The sequence below is a fragment of the Agrobacterium sp. GW821-FHT14E08 genome (genome assembly GCF_058803865.1).
Window position 1 is genome coordinate 242,596 of sequence record NZ_JBXAPJ010000003.1, and the last position, 17,506, is coordinate 260,101.

19 protein-coding genes are annotated in these 17,506 nt (G+C 59.1%); 16 read left to right on the forward strand and 3 right to left on the reverse strand.

Going from position 1 to position 17,506, the window contains the following annotated elements; genetic code table 11:
- Positions 1 to 62: 62 nt before the first annotated feature.
- On the forward strand, positions 63 to 920 hold the full coding sequence (locus tag AC1ROR_RS13835; protein ID WP_498589738.1) for an MBL fold metallo-hydrolase: 858 nt from the start codon (positions 63 to 65) through the stop codon (positions 918 to 920).
- Positions 921 to 954: 34 nt separating this feature from the next.
- Here the strand turns inward: AC1ROR_RS13835 and AC1ROR_RS13840 are convergent, their stop codons facing one another.
- Positions 955 to 1,458 (reverse strand): pyridoxamine 5'-phosphate oxidase family protein, encoded by a 504-nt coding sequence (locus AC1ROR_RS13840; protein WP_035222217.1) that lies wholly within the window; start codon positions 1,456 to 1,458, stop codon positions 955 to 957.
- Between the two features lie 198 nt (positions 1,459 to 1,656).
- Here AC1ROR_RS13840 and AC1ROR_RS13845 point away from each other — a divergent pair, with 198 nt between their 5' ends.
- Complete coding sequence (locus AC1ROR_RS13845; RefSeq protein WP_080838339.1) at positions 1,657 to 2,403, forward strand: YebC/PmpR family DNA-binding transcriptional regulator; 747 nt, start codon at positions 1,657 to 1,659, stop codon at positions 2,401 to 2,403.
- A 55-nt stretch (positions 2,404 to 2,458) separates the two neighbouring features.
- Here the strand turns inward: AC1ROR_RS13845 and AC1ROR_RS13850 are convergent, their stop codons facing one another.
- Positions 2,459 to 3,460, reverse strand: a complete 1,002-nt coding sequence (locus AC1ROR_RS13850; RefSeq protein WP_142170985.1) for an LLM class flavin-dependent oxidoreductase — start codon at positions 3,458 to 3,460, stop codon at positions 2,459 to 2,461.
- Between the two features lie 131 nt (positions 3,461 to 3,591).
- Positions 3,592 to 5,901, reverse strand: coding sequence for a methyl-accepting chemotaxis protein (locus AC1ROR_RS13855; protein WP_498590039.1), 2,310 nt, complete (start codon positions 5,899 to 5,901; stop codon positions 3,592 to 3,594).
- A gap of 248 nt (positions 5,902 to 6,149) precedes the next feature.
- On the opposite strand from AC1ROR_RS13855, the gene ruvC reads away from it, so the two are divergent.
- From ruvC to ybgF, 14 genes are all read left to right on the forward strand, one after another.
- A complete protein-coding gene (ruvC, locus tag AC1ROR_RS13860; protein ID WP_003523217.1) occupies positions 6,150 to 6,662 on the forward strand; it encodes a crossover junction endodeoxyribonuclease RuvC in 513 nt (170 codons plus the stop codon).
- Between the two features lie 29 nt (positions 6,663 to 6,691).
- Positions 6,692 to 7,309, forward strand: a complete 618-nt coding sequence (gene ruvA / locus AC1ROR_RS13865; RefSeq protein WP_035222226.1) for a Holliday junction branch migration protein RuvA — start codon at positions 6,692 to 6,694, stop codon at positions 7,307 to 7,309.
- 125 nt (positions 7,310 to 7,434) lie between these two features.
- Entirely contained in the window at positions 7,435 to 8,475 is a 1,041-nt protein-coding gene (gene ruvB, locus AC1ROR_RS13870) for a Holliday junction branch migration DNA helicase RuvB (RefSeq protein WP_498589739.1), read from the forward strand.
- Positions 8,476 to 9,387: a metallophosphoesterase gene (locus AC1ROR_RS13875; RefSeq protein WP_498589740.1), complete on the forward strand. Its 912-nt coding sequence runs from the start codon at positions 8,476 to 8,478 to the stop codon at positions 9,385 to 9,387.
- A gap of 120 nt (positions 9,388 to 9,507) precedes the next feature.
- Positions 9,508 to 10,098: a DinB family protein gene (locus AC1ROR_RS13880; RefSeq protein WP_498589741.1), complete on the forward strand. Its 591-nt coding sequence runs from the start codon at positions 9,508 to 9,510 to the stop codon at positions 10,096 to 10,098.
- Entirely contained in the window at positions 10,085 to 10,612 is a 528-nt protein-coding gene (locus AC1ROR_RS13885) for an NUDIX hydrolase (RefSeq protein WP_035222231.1), read from the forward strand. The genes AC1ROR_RS13880 and AC1ROR_RS13885 overlap by 14 nt, the downstream gene beginning before the upstream one ends.
- A complete protein-coding gene (locus tag AC1ROR_RS13890) occupies positions 10,609 to 11,145 on the forward strand; it encodes an NUDIX hydrolase (RefSeq protein WP_498589742.1) in 537 nt (178 codons plus the stop codon). The genes AC1ROR_RS13885 and AC1ROR_RS13890 overlap by 4 nt, the downstream gene beginning before the upstream one ends.
- Entirely contained in the window at positions 11,142 to 11,582 is a 441-nt protein-coding gene (gene ybgC / locus AC1ROR_RS13895; protein WP_035222235.1) for a tol-pal system-associated acyl-CoA thioesterase, read from the forward strand. The genes AC1ROR_RS13890 and ybgC overlap by 4 nt, the downstream gene beginning before the upstream one ends.
- 261 nt (positions 11,583 to 11,843) lie before the next feature.
- Positions 11,844 to 12,563, forward strand: coding sequence for a protein TolQ (gene tolQ / locus AC1ROR_RS13900; protein ID WP_003497570.1), 720 nt, complete (start codon positions 11,844 to 11,846; stop codon positions 12,561 to 12,563).
- A 58-nt stretch (positions 12,564 to 12,621) separates the two neighbouring features.
- Entirely contained in the window at positions 12,622 to 13,083 is a 462-nt protein-coding gene (tolR, locus tag AC1ROR_RS13905) for a protein TolR (RefSeq protein ID WP_003506238.1), read from the forward strand.
- A 9-nt stretch (positions 13,084 to 13,092) separates the two neighbouring features.
- A complete protein-coding gene (locus tag AC1ROR_RS13910; protein ID WP_035222237.1) occupies positions 13,093 to 14,262 on the forward strand; it encodes a cell envelope integrity protein TolA in 1,170 nt (389 codons plus the stop codon).
- 20 nt (positions 14,263 to 14,282) lie between these two features.
- Positions 14,283 to 15,590 (forward strand): Tol-Pal system beta propeller repeat protein TolB, encoded by a 1,308-nt coding sequence (tolB, locus tag AC1ROR_RS13915; RefSeq protein ID WP_035222753.1) that lies wholly within the window; start codon positions 14,283 to 14,285, stop codon positions 15,588 to 15,590.
- A gap of 208 nt (positions 15,591 to 15,798) precedes the next feature.
- Positions 15,799 to 16,332, forward strand: coding sequence for a peptidoglycan-associated lipoprotein Pal (pal, locus tag AC1ROR_RS13920; RefSeq protein WP_035222239.1), 534 nt, complete (start codon positions 15,799 to 15,801; stop codon positions 16,330 to 16,332).
- 158 nt (positions 16,333 to 16,490) lie between these two features.
- Positions 16,491 to 17,504 carry a tol-pal system protein YbgF gene (ybgF, locus tag AC1ROR_RS13925; RefSeq protein ID WP_498589743.1) on the forward strand — a complete coding sequence of 338 codons (1,014 nt, stop codon included), beginning with the start codon at positions 16,491 to 16,493 and terminating at the stop codon, positions 17,502 to 17,504.
- The last annotated feature ends 2 nt before the right edge of the window (positions 17,505 to 17,506 follow it).

Genomic DNA, 17,506 nt, shown 5'->3' on the forward strand with positions numbered 1-17,506 from the left:
AAACTGGACGCCCGGCAAAACCTGTCTCATCCTCTCAACCTTCGCAAGTTCAGGGGAGTGGCATGATGCTGCGTGTGCTTATGCTTGCAATAACGGGTCTGCTCACCTGTGCGGGAGCGACCTTTGCCCAAACGGAAAGCCGCCCTCCGGTCAGCCAGTGCCAGGCGATTGCCCGCAACATTCCCGGCGTCATGTTCGCGAGCTTCGAACCGCCCCTCAATCGGCCAAGTGTCCAGCTGGCACAGGCGACGGCAAAGGAAGAGGTGAAGATCAGCTTCATCGGCCATTCCACCTATCTCATCGAAAGCCCCGGCGGCGTGACGATCGCCACCGATTATAACGGCGTTTACCGTCCGCCCGTCACGCCGACTGTCGTGACGATGAACCGGGCGCATTCGACGCATTTCACCCTCAATCCCGACCCGGCCATTCAATATGTATTGCATGGCTGGAGCGATACGCCGGGGGAAAAGGCCGAACACAAGGTTCTCGTGGACGATGTCTATATCCGCAATGTCGCGACCGACATCCGCAATCGCTGGGGTGATTACGAATCCTTTCAGGAAAACGGCAATTCCATTTTCATCTTCGAGGTTGCGGGGCTGTGCATTGGTCATCTCGGCCATCTGCATCATGAATTGACGGATACGCACTATGCCGAGATAGGCCGTCTGGATGTACTGATGGTGCCTGTTGATGGCGGGCTGACGATGGGCGCCGACAGCATGAGCCGCGTGGTCAAGCGCCTGCGTTCCGCGCTGATCTTGCCGATGCACCGCACCGGCGCGCCGCTGGAGCAGTTTCTGACCATGTTTGGTGAAAGTTTCCGGATTGCCTATGCGAGCGATCCGATCATCCGGGTCTCAATGAGAAATCTTCCCCGCCAGCCGCAGATACTGGTGCCAAAAGGCATGCAATAGAGGGGCCGGCGAGGAAGGCGGGGGAGCCCGTTTATCAGGCGAAGGCGAGGTGCTGGCGCACGCCCACATCCGGTGTCTTGTCGTCGGACATATTGGCCTTGGCGATTTCCCAGCCGAATTTGAGCGTGCTGTCGGTCGAGGCCCAGATTTCCGCATCGTCAACGTGAAGCGCCAGCATGGTCAATTGCGGATCGGATTTTCCATGTTCGTACCAGGCGGCGGTAACGGAGTTCCAGTATTCCTCGATCTTTGCCTTGTCGTCACGCGCCTCAAGCACGCCCGAAAGGCAGGCGTGATAATCATGGTCCTTGCCAACGAGGCAGAAATGCGCCCGCGAACCCGGCTTCAGCGTTTTGACCAGATCGGTATCCTTCTTGGAGAAAAACCATATCGTGTTGGTCTTGGGGTCGGCGTGCGGTGCCATGGGCTGCATATGATTGTGCAGGCCCTCGAGGCCGAGCATGCCGGCATGGACCGAATTGACCTCGTCCCAGAGCTGGCGGGCAGGGGCTTCTCTTGCTTCAGTCAGGCTGACCATGTGCTTCCTCCTTCAGGTTCGCTGCGGCAACCGGGAGGGCAAAATGTCCCGCTCTTCCGCTTTCATGAACAAAACGAAAAGCGGATAAATCAGTTCCTTATATTCTTGCGGGCAAGAGAAAGCGCTTGCGGGCTTGAACGATGGGCCTATCGCACTTATAAGGCCCGCAATCTCCAAATTACGACAATCAGGTTTTCCATGGCTGGTCATTCACAGTTCAAGAACATCATGCACCGCAAGGGCAAGCAGGACTCCGTACGGTCCAAAATGTTTTCCAAGCTTGCGCGCGAAATCACCGTTGCGGCAAAGACGGGCATGCCCGACCCGAACATGAACCCGCGCCTGCGTCTGGCAATCCAGAACGCCAAGGCCCAGTCCATGCCGAAAGACAATATCGAGCGTGCCATCAAGAAGGCCTCCGGCGCAGACGGAGAAAACTACGATGAAGTCCGTTACGAGGGCTATGGTCCGGGCGGCGTCGCCGTCATCGTCGAGGCCCTGACCGACAACCGTAACCGTACCGCTTCCAACGTGCGCTCCATCTTCACCAAGGCCGGCGGCGCTCTCGGCGAAACCGGTTCCGTATCCTTCTCCTTCGACCGTGTCGGCGAAATCGCCTACAAGCCGGAAGTCGGCGATGCCGACAAGGTCATGGAAGCGGCTATCGAGGCGGGTGCCGACGATGTCGAAACCACCGAAGACGGCCACACCATCATCTGCGGTTTCGAAGCGATGAACGAGGTTTCCAAGGCGCTGGAAGGCGTGCTGGGTGAAGCCGAAAGCGTCAAGGCCATCTGGAAGTCGCAGAACACGGTGCCGGTGGATGAGGAAAAGGCGCAATCGCTGATGAAGCTCATCGACAATCTCGAAGACGATGACGACGTGCAGAACGTCTATTCCAACTTCGAGGTTTCCGAAGAAATCCTCGCCAAGCTTTCCGCCTGACATTTCATATCTTCTAAAAAAGCCCCGGTAGCGTTGTCGCTCCGGGGCTTTTTGTTTAGGCGGCCTTCCTGATGGAGGTCCGCACATCGGCGAAAATCTCCACGGAGCGCAGCCGTTTTTCGATGTCGTGGATCGGCATTGAGACGATCAGCTCGTCCGCCTGTGTCTCGGTGAGGAAACCGTCGAGATGGCGGCTGATCGTTTCGGGCGAGCCGACGGCCGCGAAACGCAACGTATGTTCCACGGAGAAACGTTCCATTTCGTTCCAGTAACCGTCCATGCTGTGCACCGGCTTCGGGAATGGGGTACGGACATTGCGGCGCAGATTGACGAATTGCTGTTGTGACGAGGTGAAGAGATGTTGCGCCTCCTCGTCCGTATCGGCACCCACACCCATCACACCCACCATCACATAGGGCTTGTCCAGCACCTCGGATGGCTGGAAGCGCTCGCGATAGATATGGATCGCCTCCATCAGCATGTCAGGGGCAAAATGTGAGGCGAAGGAATAGGGCAGGCCGAGCGCTGCCGCCAGATGCGCGCTGTAGGTGCTGGAGCCGAGCAGCCACAGCGGCACGTTCGAATTCATGCCGGGCACGGCCAGGATCGCCTGATCCTGCTGCGGTGGACCGAGGTAACGCTGGAGTTCGATAATATCCTGCGGGAAGTTTTCCGCACCCGCATCGAGGTTGCGGCGCAGTGCCCTTGCCGTTCGCATGTCGGTTCCGGGCGCGCGGCCAAGACCGAGATCGACACGACCGGGCAGCAGCGCCGCAAGCGTGCCGAACTGTTCGGCAATGACAAGCGGGGAATGGTTGGGCAGCATGATGCCACCCGAGCCGACCCGGATATGTTTCGTGGCTGCGCCCACATGGGCGATGACGAGCGAGGTTGCGGCGCTGGCAATACCCGGCATGCCATGATGTTCCGCCAGCCAGATGCGGTTATAGCCATGGTCTTCAGCCTTGATTGCCATGCGGCGGGAATTTTCAAGCGCCTCGCTGACGCTCTCGCCTTCGCCAATGGGCGAAAGGTCGAGGATGGAAAAGGGGATCATCCGACGCTCCTGCAGAGATATAATCTTTGTTGCGGATGTAAGGCGCGTGTCCCGATTTACCAGTGAAGTCGCATAGAATTGATGGATGGTTCAAAAAAATTGGGGCCTCCGAAGAGGCCCCTTTCACTGTCTCAGCCCGCCCGCCGGAATTGCCGGGTTTCACGATACCCTCTCGCATCCTGGTCAGGGGCCAGCACGAATTGTCCGAGCCTGCCATCCATTTCGCCCGCTTCGGAGGCGAGATTGTGGATGGCTGCCGTCGTTTCCTCCACCATGGCGGCGTTCTGCTGGGTCATGGTATCGAGGCTGGTGACGGTACTGTTGATTTCCGCAAGCGTGTGCGCCTCATCGCGGGTGGATTCCATGATCTCCTCGATGCGGGAACTGATGGTCTGCACATGTTTGCCGATACCCGTCAGCGAAGCGCCGGCCTTTTCGACCAGCACCACGCCCGCGGAAACCTCGTCGGTCGAGCGCTTCAGCAGGCTGGTGATCTCCTTTGCGGCCGCGGCTGACCTTTGCGCCAGTTCACGCACCTCCTGCGCCACGACGGCAAAGCCCTTGCCGGCGTCGCCCGCACGGGCGGCCTCGACACCCGCATTCAAGGCAAGCAGGTTCGTCTGGAAGGCGATTTCGTCGATGACGCCGATGATCTGGTTGATCTGACGCGACGAGGTCTGGATCGCCTCCATGGCGGCGATGGTCTGTTCCATCACGCGGCTCGAGGCCGTGGCTTCCGTGCTGGCATCGCGAGCGATCCTTGTCGCCTGTTCGGCGCGGTCGATCTGGTCACGAACCGCTTCGGTGATCGCCTTGATGGCACTTGCCGTCTCGGTGATGGAGGCAGCCTGACGTTCCGTGCGTTCCGCCAGCTGGTCCGCTCCCACCCGCATTTCTTCCGAGCCACCGCGAACGGCGGCGGAATTGCCGCCGATGGCCTGCATCGTTTCGCTGAGCCGGGCAAGCGCCGTATTGAAATTATGGCGCAGGCTTTCGAGATCCTCCGGGAAGACAGTGTCTATGCGATAGGCGAGATTGCCGTTCGCCAGCCGGTCCAGACCCTCATCCAGAGACCGCACGACCATTTGCAGCGTGCCGGCCTCGGCTTCGCGCTCGGCAAGATGCGCGCGTCGCGCCGTTTCGGCTTCCTCCCGCGTGCGCGATGCGGTCTCCTCCATCTCCCGCTGAAGGATGAGCTTTTCGCGGAAACTGCCGAGTGCCTGCGCCATGCGGCCAATCTCGTCGTTGCGGTCCTGATTGCCGATTTCGGCATCCAGCCTGCCAGCCGCCACTTCGCCGGTCAGCCCGGCAAGCTTTTCCAGCGGCGCGAACAGCCGCCGTGCGAAAAAGGCTGTCGCCACGCACATGGCGGCCAGAACACCAAAGCCGATCACGGCAAGTGTGCCGGCAATCGAGATGGAACCTGCATTCAACTCGCTGCGCAACATGCTTTCGACAGCGAGATATTTTTCACCGGCAAAAGCGAAAGGCCGCGCATAGGCATTGGCCTCGCCGTCCGGCCGGTCGATCTTGGCAATCGTCATTCCGGCCGTGTTCAGCGCTTCTCCATGGAAGCCGTAGATTGCCGGATCGAGGCTGACGAGCCTGCCGCCCTCCACGCCCAGAACCTTGCCATCGGCGGAAATGATCGCGGATTTTTCGGAGCTGCCGGCGGCAACGCCTTTTTCGAGTATCTGGCTGAAGATCTCCTGCTTGACGCGGAAGAGGACAATGCCCTTGAACGCGCCGAATTTGACGACCGGAATGCCGTAATAAATGCCAGCTTCATTCGTTGCAGCGTCGATCCGCAGGCCGGAAAAACTTGTCTGCGCCACGTCGTTCACGGCTTTTTCGGCGTTGGCGGCTCCGCGGGCAAATGCAGCGCCAAGGCCGCTTTCCGCCCAGGCGCCGCCCGTGATCGTTTCTCCGAAAGCGGGTCCCTTGAGATAAGAGTAATAGACCGTGCCGGCGGGATCGATGAAGAGAACATCGCTGAACGGTGTTTCCTTCAGATAACCGCCGATATCCGTCTGGGTCTTCTCATGGGTGGAATAATAAAAGCCGCTCGGGTTTTCGGGCTTGATCAGCTTTTCCCTGTCGGTGAAGGGGTTTTCCTTGACGAAGACGCGCTGCAATTCCGCCTTGGCGTCGCCGGAGCTCTTCTGCACGGTGCCCCAGCCGCTGCGCATCGAGACCACGGCCATTTGCAGGGATTCGATCTTGGCGATGGAATCCGCCTGTGTTTTCAGCTGTTCAAGGCGTTCCTGAAGCATGTCGCCGCGGAAGACGAGAATGCTTTCCATGGATTTCGATGCCTGCTCTTCGAGAACGCCGCTGCTGCTTTGATAGCCAAGAAGTGTCAGAGCCCCGGTCGAGATCGCCATCAGTGCGAGGAAAATCACCAGCACTTTGGTGGATATGGAATGAAAACGGTTCAGCATGGCCGTTGCAGCCCCCAATGCCGGATCAGTTCCCACGCCAAGCATGAATGGCGCCACCGGATGACTGATATGGCTTGAATATTATGCTGCGGATCATCATGCCCGCAGCTCCCCTTTTTTGATTTTGTGCGGGAACAATGCGGTACGCGGTTTAAGCAGAGGTAAATGCTGCACTGCAAATTTGATGAATGTTGTCGTTTTGTTCACTTATCGCTGGCAGGGTCGCAGCCGGAAAGATAAGGTAACTCATGCAAAAGACGATTCGAATCATCGGCATCGACCCCGGATTGCGTCGCACCGGATGGGGTGTCATCGACACTCTCGGCAACAGCCTTCGGTTTGTCGCCTCCGGTACCGTGACATCGGATGGCGATATGGATCTTGCCTCCCGCCTGTGCCAGCTGCATGACGGGCTGGCCGATATCGTGCACAGCCATCAGCCCGACGAGGCGGCGGTGGAGCAGACTTTCGTGAACAAGGATGCGGTGGCCACGCTGAAACTCGGTCAGGCGCGCGGCATCGCCATGCTGGTTCCGGCACGGGCGGGATTGCCTGTTTTTGAATATGCACCGAATGCGGTCAAAAAAGCCGTCATCGGTGTCGGGCACGGCGAAAAGCAGCAAATTCACATGATGCTGAAAATCCTGATGCCGAAGGCCGAATTCAAGGGTAACGATGCAGCGGACGCGCTCGCCATCGCCATCTGCCACGCCCATAATCGCGGCGGTGACAGAATGCGGCGGCTACTGGCGGCCGGTTAATATAAAGTCTCATTGCAGCGGGCGGCATCATGATCGGAAAACTGAAAGGCAGCATCGAGGAAATCGGCGCGGATTACGTGCTGGTGGATGTGCATGGCGTTTGTTATGTCGCCTATTGTTCGGCCCGCACGCTGTCGAAAATCGGCTCCGTCGGGGAGGCGGTGGTGCTGTTCATCGAAACCTATGTGCGCGAGGACCAGCTGAAACTCTTCGGCTTTCTCTCGGCGCTGGAGCGGGAATGGTTCAACCTGTTGCAGAGCGTGCAGGGTGTAGGCTCGAAAGTGGCCTTGGCCGTCCTTTCCACCTTGTCGCCTTCCGAACTGGCCAATGCCATTGCACTTCAGGACAAGGTGATGATCTCACGCGCGCCCGGTGTGGGGCCAAAGGTGGCGGTGCGCCTCGTGACCGAGCTTCGAAACAAGGCGCCCGCCTTTGCGGGAGAGGCCTCCGCCTCGATAGGATTGAAGCAGGAGCTTGGCGAGGGTGTCGCATCCGCGCCGGTAGCGGATGCCGTTTCCGCACTCACCAATCTCGGCTATTCACGCGATCAGGCGGCCAATGCGGTAGCTGCCGCATTGAAGAATGGCGGGGAGGGCGGCGACAGCGCCAGGCTGATCCGGCTCGGACTGAAAGAGCTTTCGCGGTAGACTGAGCGCGATACACATGCTGTTCGGGCGCGAATTGAATTTCGTGAAGCGCCTTGACGCGACAGTCATGATATAGCGGCGAAGACCATCTCATGAATTCGGTTTAGAACAATGGAATGCCCTGAATGAGCGATGCGGACAGACTGATTTCTGCGGACAAGCGCGGTGAGGATATCGACACCACCATGCGTCCACAGTCGCTGGACGATTTTACCGGCCAGGCGGAAGCCCGCGCCAATCTTAAGGTGTTCATCGAGGCCGCCAAGAACCGTGGCGAGGCGCTGGATCATGTGCTTTTCGTTGGCCCGCCCGGCCTCGGCAAGACGACGCTGGCACAGATCATGGCCAAGGAGCTCGGCGTCAACTTCAAGTCGACATCCGGCCCTGTCATCGCCAAGGCGGGTGATCTTGCCGCACTTCTGACCAATCTTGAGGAGCGCGACGTACTCTTCATCGATGAAATCCACCGTCTCAACCCGGCGGTGGAAGAAATCCTCTATCCGGCAATGGAGGATTTCCAGCTCGATCTCATCATCGGCGAAGGACCGGCGGCCCGTTCGGTCAAGATCGATCTTTCCAAATTCACTCTCGTTGCCGCGACCACGCGTCTCGGTTTGCTGACGACGCCGCTGCGCGACCGTTTCGGCATCCCCGTCCGGTTGGCCTTCTACACTGTGGATGAGCTGGAGCTGATCGTCCGGCGCGGCGCGCGGCTGATGGGGCTGAATATGACCGACGAAGGCGCGCGCGAGGTCGCAAGGCGTGCCCGCGGCACGCCGCGCATCGCCGGCCGGCTCTTGCGCCGCGTGCGCGATTTCGCCGAGGTGGCGCGGGCGGAAGCGGTCACGCGTGAGATCGCCGACGAAGCTTTGACGCGGCTGCTGGTCGACAAAATGGGTCTCGACCAGTTGGACATGCGGTATCTCACCATGATCGCCGTCAATTTCGGCGGCGGCCCGGTCGGCATCGAAACCATCGCCGCCGGCCTGTCGGAGCCGCGCGATGCCATCGAGGACATCATCGAACCCTATATGATCCAGCAGGGCTTTATCCAGCGTACACCGCGCGGGCGTATTCTGACCGGGACGGCCTGGAAACATCTGGGAATGCAGCCGCCCAAGGATATTGAGGCGGCGCAGTTCCGGCTGACGCTGGAGGAGGATTGATTGATTTCCCGCCGCGCCTTTCTGAGGGTTCTCGGGGGTGGCTTTGCGGGTGCCATGGCGCTCGGTTCCTATGCTTTCGGCTTCGAACCGCTCCTTCGGCTTAACGTGACCCGTTATGCGTTGACGCCGCCCGGCTGGCCGCCGGGTCTAAAATTACGGCTGGTGGTGCTTGCTGATATTCACGCCTGCGAGCCTTGGATGTCTGCTGCCCGGATTACCGCCATTTGCAATCATGCCAACAGTCTCGGCGGCGACGTAGTATTGCTGCTTGGTGACTATACCGCTGGTATGAATCTCGTGACAAGCTATGTCCATTCGAGAGATTGGTCGAAGGCTCTTGCGGTATTGAAGGCACCCCTCGGTGTTCATGCGATCATGGGTAATCATGACTGGTGGGAAGACCGGTCGGCGCAGAAAGCCGGTGGCGGTGAAACGTTCGGTCACAAGGCGCTTGCCGATGTTGGCATTGCCGTCTACGGCAATCGTGTCTTGCGGCTGGAAAAGAATGGCCAAGGCTTCTGGATCGCAGGGCTGGAGGACCAGCTTGCATTGTTGCCGGGCAAAAAATGGGATCGCCGAACCATGCGCGGACTCGACGATCTCGACGGTACGCTCATGCAGGTGACGGATGAAGCACCGGTTATCCTTATGGCGCATGAACCGGATGTTTTTCCCAAAGTGCCGTCCCGTGTGGCGTTAACGCTGTCCGGGCATACCCATGGCGGACAAATACGGCTTTTGGGACGTTCGCCTGTGGTACCGTCGCGCTACGGCAATCGCTATGCTTACGGACATGTGGTCGAGGACGGTCGCAACCTGATTATCTCGGGCGGCCTTGGTTGCTCCATCGCGCCCGTCCGCTTTGGCGTTCCACCGGAAATCGTGGTCGTTGATCTTGGATCATCCGTCTGAGCTTTTCTGAGCCGTTCGGCGATCGACCAGAAAGACGGCGCGAACGTTCTAAAAAGCAGATCGGAGCTCGAACGCACCGATTGAACGATGCCGTCATTCGGCGTCAAAGGAGGGATGCTGATGCCTTACGATCCGTTGCGGATCTTCCGCAAACTCGCGCGCAATAATCGCCTGGCCAATTTCCGGCTGCACCAAGCCTGTCTTCAGCTTTCGCAGGAGGAGTTTATCGCCCGTCGTGTCAGCTTCTTTCCAACGCTCCGCGCCACGCTGAACCACATCTACACCGTCGACCGATTCTATATCGATGCCCTCCAGGGCGGGACGCTCGGTCTGGCTGCCTTTGCCTCAGAGGAGCCCTTCGCCACGATGCGGGTGCTACGGAGCGCCCAGATGGAACTGGACGAGGTGCTGATCGCCTTTGTCGACGGGCTCGATGAAGACGGCCTTGCCGCAACCGTCAATATCCATCGCGGCACGCGCATCCAGCAGGATCGCTGCGACGATATCCTGTCCCATCTCTTCCAGCACCAGACGCATCATCGGGGGCAGGCGCATGCCATGTTGTCCGGCACCACGATCAAGCCGCCGCAACTGGATGAATTCATTGTGGGCGATGACGCAAAGGCGAGAAAAGAAGAGATGGATGCGTTAGGGTGGACGGAAACCGATTTGATGTTTCCAGCCGCAGGTCCGGACAATGACGCACGATAACAAGACGCAGGACACCCGCATCCGCATGAAGTTCAAGCCGAAGCGAATTTTCCAGATGCGTGTCGCGGGGTTGGCGTTTCGTGATGGACACGTGCTGGTGCACCGGGCATCGCACGAAAAATTCTGGACCTTTCCGGGTGGCCGTGCCGAAATGGGCGAGCGCTCGGAGGAAACGCTGGCGCGCGAAATGGTGGAGGAGCTTGGCGTCGAGGCCAAGGTGGGGCGGCTTTTATGGGCGGTTGAGAATTTTTTCCACTACGAGGGCAAGGACTGGCACGAACTCGGTTTTTATTACTTGATGGACCTGCCGGAGACGCTGGCTTTTCATCCCACCGCAATCATCCACCGTGTTCAGGACGGCGATAACGAGCTGGAATTCCGCTGGGTCGCCGCGACCCGGCAGGCATTGACGGAGCTTGATATTCCGCCCTATTTCATCGCCGACGAAATAGAACACCTACCGAAGACGACGAGACATCTCGTCTGGCATGACGGCGATCTGGACGATAAATGACTTCTGCCCCCGAACGCCACATGATCCGGCTGGACCGGAAACCGCAGCTCTTCAGCATGCGCGTCGCGGCGCTTATTTTTCAGAACGACCATATTCTCGTCCAGCGCGGCACCAAGGACAGTTATTGGGCCTTGCCGGGCGGGCGGGCGGAAATAGGCGAAAGCTCGCAGGAAACCATCATCCGCGAGATCAGCGAGGAGCTTGATCGGCATTGTACCGTTGAGCGCCTCCTATGGTCGGCCGAGAATTTTTTCGCTTATGACGATTATGCCGCGCATGAGCTGGCGTTTTATTATCTGGTTTCGCTTCGCCAGGCCTTTCCTTTCCATGGTAGCGATATCGTGCACCGGGTGCTGGATGGCGTCGAGGTAGAATTCCGCTGGTTGCCTGCGCAATCTTCCACCCTGCTGGATCACGATCTCAGGCCTCGTTTTATTGCAGACCGCATCGAGAATCTGCCCCAGCGCCACGAGCATCTTATCGTCCGCGAAGGTTGCTTCGATGCGGCCGAACTTTCCAGGGAGACAATATGAGCGAGCTTATGGTTTCGCTTTCAGGCGAACTCATCGAACATGGGCACCGCCTGAGGCAGCGCGTCTATTATGAGGACACGGATTTTTCCGGCCTCGTGTATCACGCGCGCTATCTGCATTTTCTCGAGCGTGGACGCACCGATTACCTGCGCTGCCTCGGTTGCGAGCAGGGCGCGCTTCTTACCGCCGATGAGGAAGGCCTTGTCTTCGTCGTTCATCGCATGGAGATCGATTTCAAGACCCCGGCGCGGATGGATGATGTGCTGACAATCACCACTGTGACAGAAAAGGCCGGCGGCGCGAAAATGGTGCTCAATCAGGAAATCCGGCGTGGTGAAACCCTGCTGGTTGCCGCCAGGGTCATCATTGCCGTCATCAATGCCAATGGTCGCCCAAGGCGTCTTCCGGAGACGGTGGCGGAAAAATTCCTGAAGTAATTGACGGCCCGGTCCAGTAAATCCACCAGGCGTGGCGCGGTTGTAACACTCCTTTAACCATAATGGTGTCTTACTTTAGCAACTGGCATTTGTGCGGCGCACGCCTTCCTTTCACCAAATTTATTGGCAAGTAAGGCTTACTGGCAAGTATCGGGGTATGGCAAAGGGGTTGGCGGCTGTCGCCGCATGACTTCGAGCGTTAACACGCGTTTGAATCGCCCGGTCCCGTACCGGGCGTTTGGATTCGGGGATTGGATATTTATGGAACAGGCAGGTTTGGCAGCGGCGACGCACGATGTAAGTCTCTGGGCACTGTTTATGCAGGCGGGCCTCATCGTGAAGCTCGTGATGATCGGACTTATCGCCGCCTCGGTCTGGACGTGGGCGATCGTCTTTGACAAATATGTGAGCTTCGGCAAGGCAAAGCGCCAGTTCGACCAGTTCGAACAGGTCTTCTGGTCTGGCCAGTCGCTCGAGGAGCTTTATCGCACGCTGGCGGAACGCCAGAATGGCGGTCTAGCGGCAATTTTCGTTTCCGCCATGCGGGAATGGAAAAAATCATTCGAACGCGGCGCGCGTTCGCCCATCGGTCTGCAGATGCGTATCGACCGGGCGATGGATGTAACGATCGCACGTGAAGGCGAACAATATGAGGCTCGCCTCGGTTCGCTTGCCACCATTGGCTCGGCTGGTCCCTTCATCGGCCTCTTCGGTACGGTTGTTGGTATCATGACCTCGTTCCAGGCGATTGCCGGTTCGAAGTCGACCAACCTTGCGGTCGTGGCGCCGGGTATCGCCGAAGCGCTTCTGGCAACGGCTATCGGCCTTGTCGCGGCTATTCCGGCGGTTATCGCCTATAACAAGTTCACGGCCGACGCGCATAAGCTTTCCGCCCGTATGGAAGGTTTCGCCGACGAGTTCTCCGCGATCCTGTCGCGCCAGATCGATGAAAAACTTCAGACACGGCAGGCCGCCCAATAAGCGGCCCCCAATGCATGCTGTGCAGTAATTTGCCGCAAGGCAAAATGGAGTAGATGATATGGGTATGTCAGCAGGTGGCAGCGGCGGCGGTTCCGGTGGACGCCGGGGTGGGCGCGGCGGACGGCGCAAAGGCGGCGCGATAAGCGAGATCAACGTGACGCCGCTGGTCGACGTCATGCTCGTGCTGCTCATCATCTTCATGGTGGCAGCGCCGATGATGACGGTCGGCGTGCCTATCGATCTGCCGCAGACATCCGCCAATGCGCTGAATTCGGACACGCAGCCGATCACCATTTCCGTCAATGCCAATGGCCAGATCCATTTGCAGGAAACCGAAATCCAGGCGGCCGAAGTGGCCGACAAGCTGCAGGCAATCGCCACGACTGGTTATAACGAACGTATCTTCGTGCGCGCGGATTCCGTTGCCGCATACGGCGTCGTCGCCGATGTGATGGCGCGTATCCAGGCGGCGGGCTTCAAGAATATCGGCCTTGTGACCCAGCAGAAACAGGACAATTGACGTAAAACGATGAAGGGCAGCATCACCACATCCGCGATCGTGCATGCGTCGCTTCTGGCTTTCGCCCTCGTTTCCCTGGGCTCGCCGGAACCGCTCGACGTGTCGCAGGCCGAGGCCTTGCCGGTGGAACTGGTGCCCATTGAGGAACTGACCCAGATCCAGCAGGGCGACAAGAAGGCACCGAAGGCGGAAAAGTCCGCTCCTGTTCCGACCACACGTCCTGACATCATCGAGAACGCCCAGAATGTCGGCAACAACACGGCCGATCTTGACGCGCCGCCGACGCCGACCACCAAGCCTAACGACAATATCAGCGCCGCGGCCCCGCCAAAGCAGGAAAAGCCGCAGCCGGTCGTCGATACCAAGGCGAACGAGGTAAAGGAAATCGTCAAGGAAGAGACCTCGGCTCCCAAGCCGCAGGAAATGGCCGCCTTGCCGCAAACCAAGCCTGAAATTGCGCCCCAGCCGAAGACGGAGCCGCCGCCGCAGGAAACCAAGGCGGAAGAACCGCCGCCGGCCACGCAGGAGCCGGCCGAGATTCCCGTGCCGCAGAACGTTCCACGCCCGAATTCCCGCCCCGAGCCGCCGAAGCCGGAAGAGCCGAAGCAGGCTGAAACCAAGCCTGCAGAGCAGAAGCCCGCTGAAAAACCGGCCGAGACCAAGCCCGACCAGGCAAAGTCCACCGACAAACCTTCCGATAAGAAGCCGGGCGAGAAGAAGCAGGAGACGGCGAAATCCGCCTCGTCCAAGGAAAGCGATTTCAACGCCGACGATGTTGCAGCCCTGTTGAACAAGCAGGCACCCTCCGGTGGCGGCGCGAAGCGGTCGACGCAAACCGCTTCGCTTGGCGGCAAGAAGACAACGGGCGGTTCGACGCTCAGCCAGACGGAAATGGATGCGCTACGCGGCGCGATCCAGAAGAACTGGCAGATCATTCCCGGCATGGCGGATGCCTCGGACGTTCGCGTTCGGGTCACCATGAAGCTCGACCGTGATGGAACCATCATCGGCCGGCCCGAGATCGAAGCAACCGGTGGTTCCGAAGGAACGCGCCGTGCTCTTTCCGGCGGAGCCTATCGCGCCATCATGCGTTCTGCTCCGTTCACGAACCTTCCTGCCGACAAATATGACGCATGGAACGAAGTCGTTGTGAACTTCGATCCCAGTGAATTGCTATGAATGCTGAAAGGCCTGGCAACATGAAAATATTCTCGCCGATCCGGCTGGTGCTCGCTGTCGCGGCCCTCATGTCGGTTTTCTCCGCACCGGCTTTTGCGCGGGTGGAAATCAACATCAACAAGGGTAACGTCGAGCCCTTGCCCATCGCCATCACCGACTTCATGTCGGGAGACGGCATCGGTGCCCAGGTTTCGGCCGTCATCGCAGCCGATCTGCAGCGCTCCGGTCTTTTCGCGCCGGTCAACAAGAGCGCCTTCATCGAAAAGATTACCAGCCCGGATCAGCAGCCGCGTTTTGAGGACTGGAAGGTTATCAACGCCCAGGCGCTTGTGACCGGCCGCGTGACACGCGAAAGCGATGGCCGCCTGCGCGCCGAATTCCGCCTGTGGGATACTTTTGCAGGCCAGCAGATGACCGGCCAGCAATTCTTCACCCAGCCGGAAAACTGGCGCCGTGTTGCCCATATCATCGCCGACGCCATCTATGAACGGATCACGGGTGAGAAGGGTTACTTCGACACGCGCGTTGTCTTCGTCTCCGAAAGCGGCCCGAAGACGGCCCGCAAGCGCCAGCTGTCGATCATGGATCAGGACGGTTTCAACGTCCGTAACCTCACCAATTCCAATGACATCGTTCTGACGCCGCGTTTCTCGCCGAACCGTCAGGAAGTGACTTACATGTCCTTCGAGGGCCAGCAGCCGCGCGTTTACCTGCTGCAGCTGGAAACCGGACAGCGCGAAGTGGTCGGCAACTTCCCCGGCATGACGTTCTCGCCGCGCTTCTCGCCTGATGGACAGAAGGTCATCATGAGCCTGCAGCAGGATGGCAACGCCAATATCTACACCATGGATTTGCGCTCGCGCACCACGACGCGGCTGACGAACACGTCCGCGATTGATACGGCGCCATCATTTTCTCCGGATGGACAGCGCGTCGCCTTTGAAAGCGATCGTGGCGGCCGTCAGCAGATCTACGTAATGAATGCCGATGGCTCCGGCCAGCAGCGCCTTTCCTTCGGTGACGGCTCCTATTCCACGCCGGTATGGTCGCCGCGCGGCGATCTGATCGCCTTCACCAAACAGTCCGGCGGCAAGTTTTCGATCGGTGTGATGAAGACCGACGGTTCGGGCGAGCGCATTCTGACCAGCGGCTTCCACAATGAAGGCCCGACCTGGGCGCCGAATGGCCGCGTGCTGATGTTCTTCCGTCAGAACGCCGGTGCCGGCGGTCCGCAGCTCTATTCGATCGACCTGACGGGCTATAACGAACAGCTCATCAAGACGCCGACTTTCGCTTCGGACCCGGCATGGTCGCCGCTTCTGGACTGATATGACTGTCATGACGGCGTCGGAATATCCGGCGCCGTCATGTTTTATGCATGCCATGCGGGAATGCGCCTCTTTCTTGCCGCAAACTCTTGTGAGGGAGCAAAAAAGTGGGACATTTCCTTTCTGTTAACCATAAGCGTTTGCCGGCTATTAACCGCGATCAGTTAGTGTCTGGCAACGTTATTGAAATTCCAAGGAGAGACCGGCGATGAGCCGTACACACATTTCGGCACTCAGCCCGATGCAGAAACTGGCCCGTAACCCGGCTGTCATCGCCATGACGCTCGCGCTTGCTCTCGCAGGCTGCGCGAACAAGAAGAACATGCCGAACAGCGCCGGTGAACTCGGCCTTGGTGGCGCGGGTTCCGCAACGCCGGGCTCCCAGCAGGACTTCACGGTCAATGTCGGCGACCGCATCTTCTTCGACACGGACTCGACCTCGATCCGCGCCGATGCGCAGCAGACCCTGCAGCGCCAGGCTCAGTGGCTCGCCCGTTACCCGAACTACGCGATCACGGTCGAAGGCCATGCCGACGAACGCGGTACACGCGAATACAACCTTGCACTCGGCGCCCGCCGCGCTGCTGCAACCCGTGACTTCCTGGCTTCCCAGGGCGTTCCGGCAAACCGCATGAAGACGATCTCCTACGGCAAGGAACGTCCGGTCGCCGTTTGCGACGACATCTCCTGCTGGTCGCAGAACCGCCGCGCCGTTACGGTTCTCGGTGGCGCGGGCATGTGATTGCCTGACGTTATTGTGATCTCAAATGGAAGGCGGTCTTCGGGCCGCCTTTTGTTTTTTTCATAGTTTGGCCGAAGTTAAGTTGCTTTTTTGGTTGATATGGAAAAAATCCGGCTTGCGCCATTCCGGTGCAAATCAGTTAAGGCAGGACGAATGAGATGAAGAAACTTGTCGTGGCGGGAATGCTGGGGCTTGCAGCCTGCACCGGCCTGAGCGGCATCGCCGTTTCGGGTCCGCTGTTCGGTGCGGGGGGTAGCTTCGGCACGATCAACTCTCAACAGGCCCCGGTCGTCCGGGTTCAGGCCAATGAAGCCTATCGGGTTCAGCAGCTTGAAGAACAGATCCGGCAGCTCAACGGCCGTATCGAGGAAATGAGCTTCCAGCTTTTGCAGATGCAGGAAACGATCCGCAAGGCGCAGGAGGACAATGAGTTCCGCTTCCAGGAACTAGAAAGCGGCAATGCCGGCGGCAAGGCCGCAAGTCCCGCAACGCCGAAAAAGAAGGCGGAGGCCAGTCCGGTAAGTCCGGCCACACCACCGACCGACGACGTTGCAACGATTATCGAAACGCCACCCGAGGGTGGCGCTTCCGTTTCCCCGTCTGCTCCTTCCAATGCGCCGACAAGCGCACCGGGAGAGACGACGCTCGGCTCCATCGAACTCGATTCCAAGGGAATGCCGATTGGCGGTACGCTCAATCAGGGCGCCAACAACTCGTCAGGCAGTCTTCCCGGTGTGACCACCGGCAATAGCCCGCGCAAGACCGATCCGGTCAATACGGCGGCGCTGACCAGCGAGAGCGATATCTATCAGGCCGCTTACGGCCATGTTCTTTCCGGTGACTACAAGCTGGCGGAGCAGGGTTTCCAGCAATATCTCCAGGGTTATCCCAAGGGCGCTAAGGCTGCGGATGCCAGCTTCTGGCTGGGCGAGGCGCTATATTCGCAGGGCAAGTTCAACGAGGCCGCAAAAACCTTCCTCAACGGTCACCAGACCTATGGCAAATCTCCGAAAGCGCCGGAAATGCTGATGAAGCTCGGCATGTCGCTTGCCGCTCTCGACAATACCGAAACCGCCTGCGCCACGCTGCGCGAGGTGCCGAAGCGTTATCCCAGTGCTTCGAAGACCGTGCTGAACAAGGTTGCCAGCGAACAGAAGCGGCTGAGCTGCTGATT